The sequence below is a fragment of the Arthrobacter sp. TmtSoilC79 genome, assembly GCF_059739405.1.
Genome location: NZ_AP046051.1, coordinates 4,194,050 through 4,209,280, shown reverse-complemented (window position 1 = coordinate 4,209,280; position 15,231 = coordinate 4,194,050). Strand labels below are relative to the sequence as shown.

Genomic DNA, 15,231 nt, shown 5'->3' with positions numbered 1-15,231 from the left:
CCGTGCTCCCCACGAAACACACTCTGACCCACGCCTCCCGGGAGGAAACATATGTCTGCACCAGTCTTGCCCCTCAACTCACGTGGAAAACTCGCTTCATCCTTGCCTGCAGAGCAGCTGGCAGAGATCAGCGGTTTGTTCGAGTTCCGGCGTAAGGGATTTTCCCTGGACGCGCCCTTCTACACCGATTCCACGATCTTCAAGATCGACATGGAGGCCATCTTTGGCCAACATTGGATCTTCGCCGCCAGCATCGCCGAACTGCCGGAGCCGGGCGACTACGTCACCGTCGACTATGGTCCCTACTCCCTGATCGTGCTGCGCAATGACGACGGCGGCGTGAACGTCCTGCACAACGTCTGCCGCCACCGCGGTGCCCGCGTCCTGACCGAAACCGCGGGCTCCACAGGAAACCTGGTGTGCGGCTACCACTCCTGGACATACTCACCGGAAGGGAACCTGATCCACGCTTCGGCGCCGGGCGAGACCAAGTTTGACAAGAGCTGCTTCGGCCTCAAGCGTGCCCACAGCCGGGTAGTGGCCGGACTCATCTTCGTCTGCGTAGCGGACGAGCCGCCCACCGATTTTGACGAGACCTCCAAGATCTTCGAGCCCTACCTCGCACCCCACGATCTGTCCAAGACGAAGATTGCCTACCAGCAGAACATCATCGAAGAGGGCAACTGGAAGCTCGTCATGGAAAACAACCGTGAGTGCTACCACTGCGACGGCCACCCGGAGCTCGCGTGCTCGCTCTTCCCCACGTGGGGACTGACCGAGGGCCTGATTCCAGCCCACCTTGAGGAAGTGTGGGACCGCAACAAGGAAGCACAGTCCTCCCTCGAGGAGCGTTGCCGCCGCTACGGCCTTCCGTACGAGGTTGTGGAGGAGCTCGACACCAGGATCGCCGGCATCCGCATTTCACGCGAATCGCTCGACGGCGAAGGCGAGTCGTTCTCGCCCGATGGCCGCAGGCTCTCCAAGAAGCTGCTCGGCGACTTGCGGGACTTCCGCCTGGGCCGCTGCTCGATGCACCTGCAGCCCAACAGCTGGTTCCATTTCCAGAGCGACCACGTCATCACCTTCGGCGTCTTCCCCATCAATGAACACCAGTCCTTGGTGCGCACCACCTGGCTGGTTGCCGATGACGCCGTGGAAGGCGTGGACTATGACCTCGAGAAGCTCACCTACACCTGGAAGCAGACCAACCTGCAGGACAAGGCGTTCGTGGAGCTGTGCCAGACCGGTGCCGGCAGCCCTGCCTACGAGCCCGGCCCGTACATGAAGAGCGAGTACCAGGTGGAGGCCTTCATCAACTGGTACGTCCAGCGTGTCCAGGAGCACTTGGCATGACCGAAGTCCTCACCGAGACAGTGGTCCAGGAGCCCCATCGCATCCGTGGTCTTGAAATGCCATGGAACAGGGTCATGGGCAGCACCGAGGGGCCAGCCAGTGCCGCCCGTGCCCTGGGTCCCTGGCATCCGCAGGAGTTCATGGCCGAATGCGTGGAAGTTGTTCCCGAAGTGGGCGGCATGATGACCTTCGTGTTCCGCCGTTCCGACGGCGCACCCCTGGCCTTCCGTGCCGGCCAGTACGTCAATGTTGCCTTCCCGGTGAACGGCGGGGACCAGGACCCTGCGGACCGCAGCTACTCGCTGTCCAGTGCGCCCACCAAGCCGTGGACCTTTGACATTACGGTCAAACGGGACCCCACCGGGCTGGTTTCGCCGTGGGTACACGAGAACATCAAACCCGGCACGGTCCTTGAGATGCTGGGGCCTGTGGGTGCCTTCCACCTTCCTGATGCAGACAGGCGGGCGCGGTACCTCCTGCTGGCCGCCGGTGCAGGCATCACGCCCATCATGTCCATGGTGCGGACCATCCACTCTTTGCCCGGACAGGCCGATGTGGTGGTGCTGTATCACGGCGCGGCAGCCGAAGGCTTTGCCTTTAATAAGGAGCTTGCCTACATTGCCTCGGTGGACTCGCGCATCAAGGTCTTCTATTCCCTGGGTGACCGCGGCAAGCCCGAGGACTGGGAGGGCCTGACGGGACGGCTGACGGCCGCCATGCTCGAGGAAGTGGCACCCGATGCCAACGGCCGCCAGGTCTATGCCTGCGGTCCTGAAGGCTACCTGAACACTGCCACGGAGCTCCTGGGGAAGGTGGGCGTGGACGACACCTCCATCCACATGGAGTTCTTCACGGGTGATCGCCAGACCATCCTCGAATACCAGGCGGAGTTGGCCCTTGCAGCGGACATTGCGGAGGAAATAGCCGAGGAGATCGCCGATTCCGCCGAGGACTACTACGAAAGCCAGCCCACGGCGTTCGGACTCTACGAGCCAGGCTACGACGCCGAGGGAACGTTGAAGGCCACCGGCCTGCCGCTGGAAACCACCGATCCGGAGGCGGCAGGTACTGAAGCTTCCGACGCCGGTCCGGACGCCGGGCAGGAGGCCGCTGCCCCTGACGCGTCGAGCTTTGACACTGTGGGAACGGGAAGCCTCACCCTGTCCTTCCTGCGGACGGGCATTAACGTGCGCGTCGACCCCACCGAGCACATCCTCGGCCCGGCCCAGCGTGCGGGCGTCAGGATCGGCGCCAACTGCAAGGAAGGCATGTGCGGCTCCTGCAAAGTGGTCAAGCTTTCAGGGGATGTGGAGATGAACCACCAAGGCGGCATCCGTGCCCGGGAAATCGACGCCGGAAAGTTCCTGCCCTGCTGTTCCACCGCGCTCACCGACATGGTGATCGACGCCTAGTACGGCTACCGGAGTCCCGCACTGTGGGCCAGCGCAATGGCCTCAGTGCGGGACCTGACGTCCAGTTTCCGGAAGAGGTTCCGGAGATGGAATTTCACGGTATTTTCGCTGATGCCGAGGTCCGTCGCGATCGTCCGGTTACGCTGGCCCGCGGCCAGCAGTTGAAGAACTTCAAGTTCCCGGGCGGCCAGCCCCCATCCGGCAGCATCCCCTGCCGGAGTTGATGGCGGATCGAGCGGCAGGACCACGGAGATGTCGGCTCCCCATCCCTGCATGATCTCCACGTTCATGGTCCCGTCCACAGCCTGCACGCGTTGAAGCAACCGTTCCAGGTTGGGTCCCTGAGCGGAAAGCTCACCGCCGCCGTCGTCCCTGACATTGATCAGCAGGTTCTCGCCGTCGCAGTCCCACTGGGCCCGGACCCGATGAACCTCCGACTGCTCTGCGATCGCCAGGACCAAGCCCCGAACCACAGCCCTGGCGGCGTGGGCCACCTCTCCGGGCAGTGCCCTGCCGTTCGCCGGTGGTTCGATGAACTGGATGTCGATGTTGCTGAAGTGCATGAGTGGCCGGAGGTCTTCCCGGAGCCGTTCGAACGCTTTGGCCACAGGCTCTTCCACCAGGTTGTTGGTGTGGTCACTGAGGGTCCGCAGCCCCACCAGGGCTTTGGCAGTCAGATCGGTGACGAAGGTGCGGGCGGCCCGATCATCCAGCGAGTTTGACCTGAGCGCCGCGAGGACTGTCTCCAGGGTTGTCGAGTGCTGGTCTACCAGCTCGCCGGTGACGCGAACACGCTCCGCGGATGCGGCCCGGGATTCCAAGAGGTACGACGGCGGTGCGTCGCTGACTTTTTCCTGGATCCGCGCCGCTGCAAGCCCCCAGAGGTAGGCCATCAACCGTAGGGATCCTTCCCCTGCATCCGGCTCAACTGGCGCCGGATCGGTAAGCACCAGCAGGGCGTTGCTGGGTGGGTAGCGGAAAGCGAGGACCTCCCTGGGCCCACCGGCGATCCGGGCCGACCCCCGCCACGGTCCGTCGCCCTCCATGGCGGCGCGCAGGCCTTCCAGCTCGGGGATGGAGACCCTGCTGACGATGTCCTCGGCGCCTGTTTTCTTCTGCGGCCGGCCAGTGCAGTCCTCGGTAAAGATGACCAAGGCACTTGACTCCAGATAGGGATGTATCCCTGCGCGAAGCTCCTCGGCAATGCCCGTCAAGGGGGCTTTGGCGATGGACGCAACCGCCTCCAGGAGGGGCCAGTGGAACTCGGTGGGATGGGACATGTCATGCAGCTTAGGCCAATGACATCGGATCTGACTACCCAAAAGAGTAGCGACAACCGTCCTTTTTTAGCGTTTCCCCTACCTGAACTGACCGGAAGAATCATGGGTAGCCCCTCAAAGACGGCAATGACCTACCTGCAAAAGGAGTGACGATGAGCATCACCGCAGAACCAGCGGCAAGCACCCATGACGATGTGGCCGGCAACGTATCCCTGATCCTGGGCGAGCTTGCCGGCACCACCTCAGGCATTGACTACGCCGATGTGTCAGGTCTTGCGGAGAAGATCAGTACTGCTGAACGTGTCTTCCTCGCCGGAGCCGGCCGGAGTGGTTTGGTCCTGCGGATGGCGGCGATGCGCCTGATGCACCTCGGGAAAACTGTCCACGTAGCCGGCGACACCACAACACCGGCCATAACTGCCGGGGATTTGCTGGTGGTCGCTTCCGGTTCCGGTACAACGTCCGGAGTGGTCAAAGCGGCCCGAACTGCACTCTCCGCCGGGGCGCAGCTTGCCGCCATCACTACGGATGCATCTTCTCCCCTGGCAGGTCTTGCCGATGCCGTGGTTATTATCCCTGCCGCCCAAAAGACGGACCATGGTTCGGATCTTTCGCTGCAGTACTCCGGCAGCCTCTTTGAACAATCGCTTTTCCTGGTGACAGAGGCTGTTTTCCATTCTTTGTGGGGTGCCACCAAGGAGCCTGCGGAGCAGCTCTGGTTGCGCCACGCCAACCTCGAATAGGGCGTCACCAGGCTCCCGTTCCCGCAAGATTTACCAACCATCCAACGAAGGACATCACCCCATGAAGCTGCAAGTTGCACTCGACCTCCTCACCATCGAAGACGCCCTGGAACTGGCCGGCAAAGTGGCCGCGCACGTGGACATCATTGAGCTGGGTACGCCTCTGATCAAGGCCGAGGGCCTGTCCGCTGTGACAGCAATCAAGGAAGCGCACCCGGGCAAGATCGTGTTCGCAGACATGAAGACCATGGACGCAGGGGAACTCGAAGCCGATATCGCGTTCAAGGCCGGCGCCGACCTGGTGTCTGTCCTTGGAACGGCGGACGACTCCACTATTGCCGGAGCAGTAAAAGCTGCACAATCCCACAACAAGGGCATCGTGGTGGACCTCATTGGTGTGGCTGACAAGGTGACCCGCGCCAAGGAAGCCCGGGCTTTGGGCGCGAAATTCGTCGAGTTCCACGCCGGCCTTGATGAGCAGGCCCAACCCGGTTTCGACCTCCGCGGCCTGCTCAACGCCGGTGAAGAGGCCCGCGTGCCGTTCTCCGTGGCCGGAGGAGTCAATGCCTCAACCATTGGAGCCGTGCAGTTGGCCGGTGCGGACGTGGCAGTTGCCGGCAGCGCGATCTACAGCGCGGCCGACCCGGAACTGGCGGCGAAAGAGCTTAAGGCAGCTATTCAATAATCTCCCGCCACGACACGGGATTTTCCACCCCTCAACCCAGAGTTAACCTCATTTCGTCGTCCGGGTAACCCGAACGGGTCTATAGTGAGGGATAGGACATTCGCTGATGCAGCCCGGCGGCCCGCTTTTTCTTCCGACGCCGGAGGCCCGTAATGACCGACACCCAAATTGGCAGCTTTATTCGCGACTGTGTGGTGTTTGAGGACGACACTGAGAACGGCTTGGATTTTGACACTTTCTACGGCCTGTACATCAGCTGGTGCGTTCTTGGACGTAAGATTCCCATTCCCGACTCCGCTTTCAAGACAGCCCTGGAACTTGAGGGGCTCAGGCCCACTAAAGAAAATGGCCACAGGATCTACGCCGGGATGAGCATGGTAGGCCCGGCCGCCAGGGACTATGTGGTGAACAGCGTTCCCATGTGGCATGAGACTGAGGCCAGCACCGCCGCCCTTTCGGATATGGCGGAGGAAGCAGTTCCGTCCATCGCCTGATTTCATTCAACAGCCAGCGTCCAGCCCGTGCCCCTAGGATTTCATAGGGGGCACGGGCTGTTCCCGTTTCCGGAGTGTGCGCTGAAAGGAATTGATGAAACCGTCCATCGTATGGTTCCGGGACGACCTGAGGGTCGCCGACAATCCGGCCTTGCGGGCCGCCGTCGACGACGGCGAAGCCGTGGCTTTGTTCGTCCTCGACGAAGAGTCGCCGGGCATCCGGGCCCACGGGGGCGCCGCACGCTGGTGGCTCCACCATTCGCTGACGGCGCTGCGTGAGGACCTGGACAAACTCGGCATCCCGCTGCTGCTCCGCCGCGGTCCTGCCGCGGACATCGTGCAGAAAACGGCGACGACGCTGGGCGCGGGCGCGCTGTACTGGAACCGTCGCTACGGTGCAGCCGAGCGGACGGTCGACGCCGGACTCAAGGCTTGGGCGGGCGAGGCCGGCCTGCATGTGGCTAGTTTCCAGGCCTCCCTCCTTCATGAACCGTGGAATGTCACCACCAGAACGGGCGGACAATACAAGGTTTTTACGCCTTTCTGGCGGACAGTGTCAGCCCAGGAATTCCGTGAACCGCTGGCCGTCCCGGCAAAAGGCCACGGATTCACCGGAAAATTGCCGGCGTACGATGACCTGGATTCCTGGCAGCTGCTGCCCACCACCCCGGACTGGTCCGGTGGATTGGCGGAGATGTGGACCCCTGGGTCAGCTGCCGGGCACAAGCGGCTCGCTGCGTTCGTGGCGGACGGACTGGATAACTACAGCGAGGGCAGGAACCGCCCGGACACTGATGGCAGCAGTTGCTTGTCTCCCTACCTGCGGTGGGGCGAGCTGAGCCCCTTTGAAGTGTGGCATGCGCTGGGATCCAAACGTTCCGAAAGTGCAAGCATCTATGCCTCCGAGCTCGGCTGGCGCGAATTCTGCTGGCATCAGTATTTCCACAACCCGGAGATCGCCACAGCCAACCTTCGCCCCGAGTTTGACCGGTTCCCGTGGGCTTGGCCCGGTAGTAACGGAGCAAACGGGAAACACCCCGGGCATGAGAGCGCGCCGGAGGAGTTCCGCGCATGGCAGCAGGGCCGCACCGGCTTCCCCATGGTGGACGCCGGGCAACGCCAGCTGTGGCACACCGGCTGGATGCATAACCGTGTCCGGATGGTGGCTGCCAGCTTCCTCGTCAAGAACCTGGGCATCCATTGGCAGCTCGGTGAGCAGTGGTTCTGGGACACCCTGGTGGATGCCGATCCGGCGTCGAATCCTGCCAATTGGCAGTGGGTGGCGGGCTCCGGGGCGGATGCCTCGCCCTTCTTCCGGATCTTTAACCCTGAGGCCCAGCGGACCAGGTTCGATCCGCAGGGAAAGTACATTGCCCACTGGCTTCCCGAGTTCGGAACGCCCGATTATCCGGAGGAAATCGTTGACCTGAAAGCTACCCGGGCCGATGCCCTGGAGGCGTACAAGGGGATGAAGGAGGTCCACTGAGCGCCTTCAGGGCACCCTCTGGAAATTAGTAGGAAGTCCGAGTATATTCAGGTTCAGAGATGACCTGGATCACAGTTGGTCACGTGTTCCCCGCAGTGGTCCCAGAACCAGCGGCACGGCAGTCATTCACGATGCAAAGGAGCATTTCACCATGGTGCGCGAACTTTCCCACTACATGGACGGCCAAAGGGTGGACGGCACGTCCGGCCGTTTCAGTGACGTCTACGATCCCTGCACAGGCGAAGTCCAGGCCCGGCTTCCGCTGGCCAGCGCGGACGAGGTCCGCAACGCCGTCGCAAATGCCGAGAAGGGCCAGCTGGAATGGGCGGCCATGAACCCGCAACGCCGCGGACGCATCCTGCTCAAGTTCGTGGACCTGGTCAACGAGAACATGGATGAACTGGCAAAACTCCTGTCCTCTGAGCACGGCAAGACCTTCGCCGACGCCAAGGGCGATATCCAACGCGGCATCGAGGTTGTGGAGTTCTCGGCCGGTGCGCCGCACTTGCTCAAAGGCGAGTTCTCGGACAACGCAGGCCAGGGGATCGACGTCCACTCGCTTCGCCAGCCCCTGGGCGTGGTGGCAGGTATTACGCCGTTCAACTTCCCCGCCATGATTCCCCTTTGGAAGTCCGGTCCCGCGCTCGCCGCCGGTAACGCCTTTATCCTCAAGCCTTCCGAACGGGATCCCTCAGTGCCGCTTCGCCTTGCTGAGCTGTACAGCGAGGCAGGGGTTCCCAACGGCGTCTTCAACGTCATCAACGGCGACAAGGAAGCCGTGGATGCACTGCTCGAGGATCCACGGGTCAAGGCCATCGGCTTCGTCGGCTCCACGCCCATTGCCCAGTACATCTACGCCACAGCGGCCGCGCACGGCAAGCGGGCGCAGTGCTTCGGCGGGGCAAAGAACCACATGGTGATCATGCCCGACGCCGATCTGGACATGGCAGCCGACGCGCTGATTGGTGCCGGGTATGGTTCCGCCGGCGAACGCTGCATGGCGATCTCCGTGGCCGTACCGGTGGGCCAGGAAACTGCCGATGCGTTGGTGGCCAAGCTGACCGAGCGCGTCAAGGACCTGAAGGTGGGCCACAGCCTGGATAAGGATTCAGACTTCGGTCCCGTGGTGGCAGCTTCTGCAAAGGAGCGGATTGAGGGCTACATCCAGTCCGGCGTGGACGAAGGCGCAACCCTGGTGGCCGATGGCCGCGGGCTGACCGTGGACGGTTACGACGGCGGCTTCTGGGTAGGCCCCACCCTCTTCGACAACGTCACCAAGGACATGAAGATCTACAAGGAAGAGATCTTCGGTCCGGTCCTCAGTGTGCTGCGTGCCGCTGACTACGACGAAGCGCTGCGGCTCTGCAGCGAGCACGAGTTTGGCAACGGCGTCGCTATTTTCACCCGCGACGGCGACTCCGCCCGCGACTTTGCCAGCCGCGTGGAGGTGGGCATGGTGGGCATCAACGTGCCGATCCCGGTGCCGATCGCGTACTACACGTTCGGCGGCTGGAAGGCCTCCGGCTTCGGCGACCTCAACCAGCACGGCGCAGACGCCTTCCGCTTCTACACCAAGACCAAGACCGTGACGTCGCGGTGGCCCTCCGGCATCCGCCAGGGCGCCAGCTTCATCATGCCGGCAGGCAGCTAATGGGGGCCGAAGCGGCAGAGGAAGAAGTCCTGTTCGAGCGTCGCGGCCACTTGGGGATCGTCACCCTGAACCGCCCCAAGGCGGTCAACGCGCTGAACGCGGGAATGGTGGAAGCCATGCTCCGGCAGCTGACCGATTGGGCCGGCGACGACGCCGTTGCCACGGTGTTGGTGCGCGGCGCCGGTGACCGCGGGCTCTGCGCAGGCGGTGACATCGTGGCCATTTACAAGGACATGCTGCACGGCGGCACTGAAACTGCGGAGTTCTGGGCTGAGGAGTACCGCCTGAACCTGCTCATTTCGCAGTACCCCAAACCATATGTGGCGTTCATGGACGGCCTGGTGCTGGGTGGCGGCGTCGGAATCTCGGCCCACGGCTCGGTCCGGATTGTCACCGAACGGACCCGCACCGGGATGCCCGAGACCACCATTGGTTTTGTGCCCGACGTCGGCGGCACGCTGCTGCTGTCCCGCTCGCCGGGGGAGACGGGAACCCACGCAGCCCTGACCGGCGCCCACCTCTCGGGAGCCGACGCCCTGTTCATGGGGCTCGCCGATTACTTCGTGCCGTCCGAAAACCTGCCCGCACTGGCCGAAGCGCTGGAAAGCTCGACGCCGGAAGCCGCCGTCGGGCGCTTTGCCCAAGCCGCGCCGGAGTCAGCTTTGGCGGCACAGCGCGAGTGGATCGACGCCGCATACGTGCATGACGACGCCGAAGAAATTGTGCGGAGCCTTCGCTCTTTGGGCGATCAGGCGATCGCTGCGGCGGACACGATCGAGGCGAAGTCACCGACGTCCGTGAAGGTCGCTCTGGCGTCGTTGCGACGGGTCCGAGGACTCCCGCTCGAGGAAGCGCTGGATCAGGAATACCGCGTGGGGCTTCGCTGCCTGGCCGGTCCTGACTTCCGTGAGGGCATCCGGGCGCAGGTGGTGGACAAGGACAGGAATCCGCAATGGAAGCCGCCCATCCTGGCAGACGTCCGCCCGTCCGACGTCGAGGGCTACTTTGCGCCGCTCGGGGAACGGGAACTGGGTTTGGCCACACTGGGCAGCGAGTCGAAGGAGACGGTATGACAGAGAATGCAGCCATGGCAGATATCCAAGGATCGGAAACGGGACTCATCGCGTTCCTTGGACTCGGACATATGGGTGGGCCGATGGCGGCCAACCTGATCAAGGCCGGGCACAACGTCATTGGCTATGATCCCGTTCCGGCAGCCGTCGAGGCAGCGGTGGGCCATGGGATTCCCATGGCCGCCACGGCACATGAAGCTGCTGCGGAGGCGGCAGTGGTGCTGACCATGCTGCCCAGCGGCAAGCACGTCCTGGATGCCTATCGTGGAGTTGACGGCCCGGGACTGCTTTCCATTGCCCGGCCAAACACACTCTTCCTGGACTGTTCCACCATCAATGTGGACGAAGCCCGGGAAGCTGCCGCCGTTGCCCTTGAAGCCGGGCACCGCTCAGTGGACGCCCCGGTTTCCGGCGGTGTGGTGGGGGCCGAAGCCGGCACGTTGACGTTCATGGTGGGTGCTTTGCCGGAGGACTTCGAGACCGTGAAGCCCATCCTGGAACTGATGGGCAAACGGATTGTCCACTGCGGAGACCACGGCGCAGGGCAGGCTGCCAAGGTGTGCAACAACATGATCCTGGGAGTGTCCATGATTGCGGTGGCCGAAGCGTTTGTTCTCGGTGAAAAGTTGGGCCTCACGCATCAGGCGTTGTTCGACGTCGCTTCCAACGCCTCGGGGCAATGCTGGGCGTTGACCACCAACTGCCCCGTTCCGGGACCTGTGCCCACCAGCCCGGCCAACCGCGATTACCAGCCTGGTTTTGCCGGAGCTTTGATGGCCAAGGACCTGCGCCTGGCCCTGAACGCGTTGGAAAGCACGGGTGTCGCGGCGGAGATGGGGCCGCTGGCATCACGGATTTACGATGCCTTTGCTGCAGGCGAAGGCGCCGGAAGGGACTTCTCCGGCATCATTACGGAGATCCGCGACAAGTCCGCGTGAGAGGTTTGAAAGGGTAAGGGATTGATGGAGCTTGGCGAGAGGGAGAGTATGACGGAGCAGTACCAGAACATTGTGGTGGAGCGTCGGGGACGCGTTGGGCTGGTGACCCTGAACCGGCCGGAGGCATTGAACGCGCTGAACACTGCACTGATGAATGAACTCGTGGATGCCGTCACTTCAATGGACACCGATCCCGACGTGGGCGCAGTAGTAATCACGGGATCGGCCAAGGCGTTTGCTGCCGGTGCCGACATCAAGGAAATGTCCTCCAACAGCTACATGGACATGTACGCGGCGGACTGGTTCCGGCGCTGGGAGGACCTCACCCGCCTCCGGATCCCTGTTGTTGCGGCTGTGTCCGGCTTTGCTTTGGGTGGTGGGTGTGAGCTGGCCATGATGGCCGATTTCATCATCGCCGGGGACAACGCCAAGTTCGGCCAGCCGGAGATCAACCTGGGCGTGATCCCTGGAATGGGAGGCTCCCAGCGGCTGACCCGCGCCGTCGGCAAGGCCAAGGCCATGGACATGGTCCTGACCGGCAGGTTCATGGACGCTGATGAAGCCGAACGCTCCGGCCTGGTCTCCAGGGTGGTGCCCGCCGCTGAGGTCATCGACGAAGCGGTCAAGGCAGCGGAAGTCATCGCCTCCAAGTCCAAACCCGCCGCCATGGTGGCCAAGGAAGCCGTCAACGCGGCCTTCGAAATGGGCCTGTCCCAGGGGGTGGTCTTCGAACGGCGCGTGTTCCACTCGCTCTTCGCCACCGAGGACCAAAAGGAAGGCATGGCCGCATTCAGCGAGAAGCGCCAACCGGAGTTCAAACACCGGTAATTCGCGCGGGTTTCGGGCGTGCCGGGGGATAGACTCGGGGCACTTACAAATGGGGAGAGAACATGTCAACGGAGATCGTTCAGGCTAACCACACTGAAGCGTCCACCCAGCCGATCAACCGGCAGGCCCTGGTTGCCGCGGCCATGGCCGTCCTTGCCCTCGCGGGGCTGTTCTTCGCGGGCATGGCAGTGATCGCGGTCTTCGTAGTCGGGGCGGGGCACGTGGCCCTGAACCAGATCGAGCAGCGCGGTGAACGTGGACGGGGCTTTGCCATCGCCGCTTTGGTGGTGGGCTACGGGATAGGTCTCTTGTCCCTCGGCTCGGCGCTGATCTTCGCGTTTACCGGGTAGTGCCGGGAGTTCCGCTGCTTTAGTCCGCTGCATTTGTCCGTAGATTGCGGCGCAGCTCACGGCCCGTCCTCCGTCACGTTCCACCTGCCCGCGGCTCCTACTGAGGGAGACACAAGCAGGCGAGACTGAGGGACCCATGACCTGGCAATTTTGCGACAACGATTACTGCCCCGAGAGCTGGCACTGGACTGACCTGACGGGAAGTCCCGAGGCCTGCCGTGGTTCTGATGAACACGGGGCCGAAAAGCAAGGGCCCGTCCGCTCCTACTTTGCGGCGTAGGCCTCGTCCGGGACAAGCGCCGCGTCGAAGAACGCCCGCTCCAGCCGCACGGCCTCGGCGAAGACCACGGCAACGCGTTGCCGCTCCTGCGGGCGTGAAGGCTCGACGGCGTCGAACTCGTCGCGCAGCCACGTCACCCACGCGTTGTACTCAGGGTTGTTGTGGAGCCGGATCCATTCGGAGTGCTTGGGTTCGGAGGGCCACTGCGCGGGACCTCCGGCGCGGCCGGCCCACTCTCCGTAAAGCCACTCAGCGACCAGCAGCACAGCGATGACCTCTGGGTAGGAGCGGCTCGCCAAGGCTTCCCGCATGAGGGCGTCGAAGGCCTGGGTGGCGCTTCCGAGGGCAGGCGATGTCCGCTCCGTTTCCGGGACGTACAGTTCATCGAAGCAGTCCTGGAAGTACGTGTTCTCGTCAGAGGCGAAAGCCCCCAGAACCCGGGCAAACACCAGGCGTGAAGGGAGCGAAGGTGCTGAGGCGACGGCCTGTCCCAGCAGGGCGGTGAAGGCATCGCAGAACTGGTAATCCTGCACCAGGTACTGGCGCAGCCGCTCATCAGGAAGGGATCCGTCCAGCAGCTGGTCCACGAACGGATGGTTCACTGCTGCGTCCCAATCAATGGCCGACTGGTTCCTGAGTTCTTCGGCAAAGCCCACGATGTTTCCTCCTGAAGTGTCAGCATCGGAGCCTAGCAGCGTGTTGCGTTGTGGCGTCGGGCGTTACGCTATGGTGCCGCTCCCGGTGCCGGCGTAGGCTCTGGCCATGACGAACGAGGGCGCATCGAAGACGATCGTGGTTGGCTATGACGGATCCGAAGAATCGCACCGTGCCGTCCAGTGGGCCGCCAAACATGCGATCCTGCGCGGCTGTTCCCTCCACGTAGTGCACTGCTCCTTGTGGGTCCTGCTGTCCCACAACAGGGGACCCGTTCCCGGGGTTGCCGACAGCGGCCTGGAACGGGCTGCCCAGAAAGTCCTGGAAGAAGGTGTTGCCCTCGCCAAGGAGACCGTCCCCGAGCTGGAAGTCCACACCACCTTGTTGCACGGGATGCCTCGCGATCACCTGGCCCACGTTTCGGCCGGCGCTGCGATGTTGGTGCTCGGAAGCCGGGGACTTGGCGGGTTCATGGGTTTGCTGGTGGGATCCGTCAGCCTGGAGATGGCCGCAACGGCAGAGTGCCCGGTGGCAGTGATCCGTGCTGACGACAACCCTGATGGTTTTGTGTTGCTTGCCGTGGATGACGCTGGATCACCGGCGGCACTTGAGGATGCCTGCCATTTCGCTGAAGCAACGGGTGCTGAACTCATGATCGTTCACGTACTGCACGAGCCCGAGGGCTACAGGCGGTTGCGCGAGCCCGTGGAGGCATACCCGGACGCTGAAGCGATGCTCGACTCCGTGCTGAGCCATGCCCGGCACAAAGCCCCCGGGATCACAGTGTCCGGCGAGTTGCTGGTGGACTCATCCTTCTCCCGTGCCGTGGTCAAAGCTTCACAAAGTGCTCGGCTCACGGTGGTGGGGACCAAAGGACATGGCCTCATCAAAGGCACCATCGGCTCAACCGCCCACGCTGTGCTCCACCACGCCCACAGTCCCGTGCTGGTTTCACGCCGCAAAGCCGCCTCCGAGGAGACGTAACCGTCCCCTTCCGGCGTTGCCGTGGTGGAGGCCCTCTCAGGGACTCCCTCCCGTGAAGGGCCCGCCCTAGCATGGAGGGCATGGACAACAGGGCAGAAGTACGCGAATTCCTGATTTCCCGGCGGGCACAGGTGGCACCGGAACAGGTTGGTTTGCCCACGGGATCCAACCGTCGGGTCAAGGGATTGCGTCGCAGCGAAGTTGCCACGCTTGCAGGTCTGAGCGTGGAGTATTACACGCGTTTGGAGCGCGGAGCCATCAGCGGAGCTTCGCCGCAAGTACTGGAGAGCCTGGCCAGGGCACTGAACCTGGACGACGCCGAGCGGGCGCACCTGTTCGATCTCGCCCACGCCGCCAGTCCCGTAGCGCGGCCCCCGAGGCGCCGGAACTCCACGTCCTATGTTCCCCACCAGAGCCTGCAATGGGCACTGGACGCCGTCACGGCCGGCCCCGCCTTCGTCAGGAACGGCCGGATGGACCTGCTTGCTGTTAACCCCTTGGCCCGGGCGTTTTATAAGGACTGCTACGACATGCCCGGCCAGTCACCCAACATCGCCAGGTTCACCTTCCTCGACCAGCGTGCCCATCAGTTCTATCCGGACTGGGACGCCTTCGCCGAGGTCACCGTTTCCATCCTGCGCACTGAGGCTGGCCGCGACCCGCACAACAAAGAACTTCACGACCTCATTGGCGAGCTCAGCACCCGCAGCGAGGAATTCCGCACCCGCTGGGGCGCCCACAACGTCCGCCATCACGGCACCGGGTTCAAGACGTTCAACCACCCGGTTGTCGGCGAGATGACGCTCGCGTTTGAGGGTCTGGAGATGGCAGCAGAACCTGGATTGACCCTCACCATCTACGCGGCGGAACCCGGATCGCCGTCGGCCGAGCGCCTGCAACTGTTGGCATCATGGGCGGCCAGCGAATACCGGCAAGGCGCCCACCCGGCGTCGGAAAAGACTCGAACGGACAGCTGACCGCCGGACAGCGTGCGACGGCGGTGCTGCCGCCCCGCGCTGC

General features: G+C 63.3%; 15 protein-coding genes. 13 read left to right on the top strand and 2 right to left on the bottom strand.

Annotated features, from left to right (window positions below):
- The first annotated feature begins 51 nt into the window (after positions 1-51).
- Positions 52-1,353, top strand: coding sequence for an aromatic ring-hydroxylating oxygenase subunit alpha (locus AC6JA3_RS19230; RefSeq protein ID WP_026542250.1), 1,302 nt, complete (start codon positions 52-54; stop codon positions 1,351-1,353).
- A complete protein-coding gene (locus tag AC6JA3_RS19225; RefSeq protein WP_347781997.1) occupies positions 1,350-2,765 on the top strand; it encodes a ferredoxin reductase in 1,416 nt (471 codons plus the stop codon). The genes AC6JA3_RS19230 and AC6JA3_RS19225 overlap by 4 nt, the downstream gene beginning before the upstream one ends.
- A gap of 5 nt (positions 2,766-2,770) precedes the next feature.
- Here the strand turns inward: AC6JA3_RS19225 and AC6JA3_RS19220 are convergent, their stop codons facing one another.
- Complete coding sequence (locus AC6JA3_RS19220) at positions 2,771-4,045, bottom strand: helix-turn-helix transcriptional regulator (RefSeq protein ID WP_347781996.1); 1,275 nt, start codon at positions 4,043-4,045, stop codon at positions 2,771-2,773.
- A gap of 152 nt (positions 4,046-4,197) precedes the next feature.
- Between AC6JA3_RS19220 and hxlB the strand changes: the two genes are divergently transcribed.
- The 9 genes from hxlB (at position 4,198) to AC6JA3_RS19175 (ending at position 12,293) form a co-directional block, all read left to right on the top strand.
- Complete coding sequence (hxlB, locus tag AC6JA3_RS19215; protein ID WP_026542253.1) at positions 4,198-4,788, top strand: 6-phospho-3-hexuloisomerase; 591 nt, start codon at positions 4,198-4,200, stop codon at positions 4,786-4,788.
- Between the two features lie 61 nt (positions 4,789-4,849).
- On the top strand, positions 4,850-5,473 hold the full coding sequence (gene hxlA, locus AC6JA3_RS19210) for a 3-hexulose-6-phosphate synthase (protein ID WP_026542254.1): 624 nt from the start codon (positions 4,850-4,852) through the stop codon (positions 5,471-5,473).
- A gap of 152 nt (positions 5,474-5,625) precedes the next feature.
- A complete protein-coding gene (locus AC6JA3_RS19205; RefSeq protein ID WP_026542255.1) occupies positions 5,626-5,967 on the top strand; it encodes a hypothetical protein in 342 nt (113 codons plus the stop codon).
- A gap of 94 nt (positions 5,968-6,061) precedes the next feature.
- Positions 6,062-7,453 carry a cryptochrome/photolyase family protein gene (locus AC6JA3_RS19200; protein WP_347781995.1) on the top strand — a complete coding sequence of 464 codons (1,392 nt, stop codon included), beginning with the start codon at positions 6,062-6,064 and terminating at the stop codon, positions 7,451-7,453.
- A 151-nt stretch (positions 7,454-7,604) separates the two neighbouring features.
- Positions 7,605-9,104: a CoA-acylating methylmalonate-semialdehyde dehydrogenase gene (locus AC6JA3_RS19195; RefSeq protein ID WP_026542257.1), complete on the top strand. Its 1,500-nt coding sequence runs from the start codon at positions 7,605-7,607 to the stop codon at positions 9,102-9,104.
- The gene (locus tag AC6JA3_RS19190) at positions 9,104-10,177 is read left to right on the top strand and encodes an enoyl-CoA hydratase/isomerase family protein (RefSeq protein ID WP_026548165.1); all 1,074 of its coding nucleotides are present in this window, start codon (positions 9,104-9,106) and stop codon (positions 10,175-10,177) included. Before AC6JA3_RS19195 ends, AC6JA3_RS19190 begins: the two co-directional genes overlap by 1 nt.
- On the top strand, positions 10,174-11,115 hold the full coding sequence (gene mmsB / locus AC6JA3_RS19185) for a 3-hydroxyisobutyrate dehydrogenase (protein WP_043433298.1): 942 nt from the start codon (positions 10,174-10,176) through the stop codon (positions 11,113-11,115). Before AC6JA3_RS19190 ends, mmsB begins: the two co-directional genes overlap by 4 nt.
- 48 nt (positions 11,116-11,163) lie before the next feature.
- A complete protein-coding gene (locus AC6JA3_RS19180) occupies positions 11,164-11,943 on the top strand; it encodes an enoyl-CoA hydratase (protein ID WP_026542260.1) in 780 nt (259 codons plus the stop codon).
- Between the two features lie 62 nt (positions 11,944-12,005).
- The gene (locus AC6JA3_RS19175; RefSeq protein ID WP_051420990.1) at positions 12,006-12,293 is read left to right on the top strand and encodes a DUF4190 domain-containing protein; all 288 of its coding nucleotides are present in this window, start codon (positions 12,006-12,008) and stop codon (positions 12,291-12,293) included.
- A 264-nt stretch (positions 12,294-12,557) separates the two neighbouring features.
- On the opposite strand, the gene AC6JA3_RS19170 is transcribed toward AC6JA3_RS19175, so the two are convergent.
- Complete coding sequence (locus AC6JA3_RS19170) at positions 12,558-13,229, bottom strand: TenA family protein (protein ID WP_497920517.1); 672 nt, start codon at positions 13,227-13,229, stop codon at positions 12,558-12,560.
- 106 nt (positions 13,230-13,335) lie between these two features.
- On the opposite strand from AC6JA3_RS19170, the gene AC6JA3_RS19165 reads away from it, so the two are divergent.
- Together AC6JA3_RS19165 and AC6JA3_RS19160 are read left to right on the top strand one after the other, a co-directional pair.
- Positions 13,336-14,211, top strand: a complete 876-nt coding sequence (locus AC6JA3_RS19165; protein ID WP_026548162.1) for a universal stress protein — start codon at positions 13,336-13,338, stop codon at positions 14,209-14,211.
- An 80-nt stretch (positions 14,212-14,291) separates the two neighbouring features.
- On the top strand, positions 14,292-15,188 hold the full coding sequence (locus AC6JA3_RS19160) for a helix-turn-helix transcriptional regulator (RefSeq protein ID WP_026542264.1): 897 nt from the start codon (positions 14,292-14,294) through the stop codon (positions 15,186-15,188).
- Positions 15,189-15,231: the final 43 nt, after the last annotated feature.

Excerpts from the sequence above, each read along its gene's own strand:
- AC6JA3_RS19230 (WP_026542250.1), top strand. The coding sequence starts at position 52 with ATGTCTGCACCAGTCTTGCCCCTCAACTCACGTGGAAAACTCGCTTCA.
- AC6JA3_RS19225 (WP_347781997.1), top strand. The coding sequence starts at position 1,350 with ATGACCGAAGTCCTCACCGAGACAGTGGTCCAGGAGCCCCATCGCATC.
- AC6JA3_RS19220 (WP_347781996.1), bottom strand. The coding sequence starts at position 4,045 with ATGTCCCATCCCACCGAGTTCCACTGGCCCCTCCTGGAGGCGGTTGCG.
- hxlB (WP_026542253.1), top strand. The coding sequence starts at position 4,198 with ATGAGCATCACCGCAGAACCAGCGGCAAGCACCCATGACGATGTGGCC.
- hxlA (WP_026542254.1), top strand. The coding sequence starts at position 4,850 with ATGAAGCTGCAAGTTGCACTCGACCTCCTCACCATCGAAGACGCCCTG.
- AC6JA3_RS19205 (WP_026542255.1), top strand. The coding sequence starts at position 5,626 with ATGACCGACACCCAAATTGGCAGCTTTATTCGCGACTGTGTGGTGTTT.
- AC6JA3_RS19200 (WP_347781995.1), top strand. The coding sequence starts at position 6,062 with ATGAAACCGTCCATCGTATGGTTCCGGGACGACCTGAGGGTCGCCGAC.
- AC6JA3_RS19195 (WP_026542257.1), top strand. The coding sequence starts at position 7,605 with ATGGTGCGCGAACTTTCCCACTACATGGACGGCCAAAGGGTGGACGGC.
- AC6JA3_RS19190 (WP_026548165.1), top strand. The coding sequence starts at position 9,104 with ATGGGGGCCGAAGCGGCAGAGGAAGAAGTCCTGTTCGAGCGTCGCGGC.
- mmsB (WP_043433298.1), top strand. The coding sequence starts at position 10,174 with ATGACAGAGAATGCAGCCATGGCAGATATCCAAGGATCGGAAACGGGA.
- AC6JA3_RS19180 (WP_026542260.1), top strand. The coding sequence starts at position 11,164 with ATGACGGAGCAGTACCAGAACATTGTGGTGGAGCGTCGGGGACGCGTT.
- AC6JA3_RS19175 (WP_051420990.1), top strand. The coding sequence starts at position 12,006 with ATGTCAACGGAGATCGTTCAGGCTAACCACACTGAAGCGTCCACCCAG.
- AC6JA3_RS19165 (WP_026548162.1), top strand. The coding sequence starts at position 13,336 with ATGACGAACGAGGGCGCATCGAAGACGATCGTGGTTGGCTATGACGGA.
- AC6JA3_RS19160 (WP_026542264.1), top strand. The coding sequence starts at position 14,292 with ATGGACAACAGGGCAGAAGTACGCGAATTCCTGATTTCCCGGCGGGCA.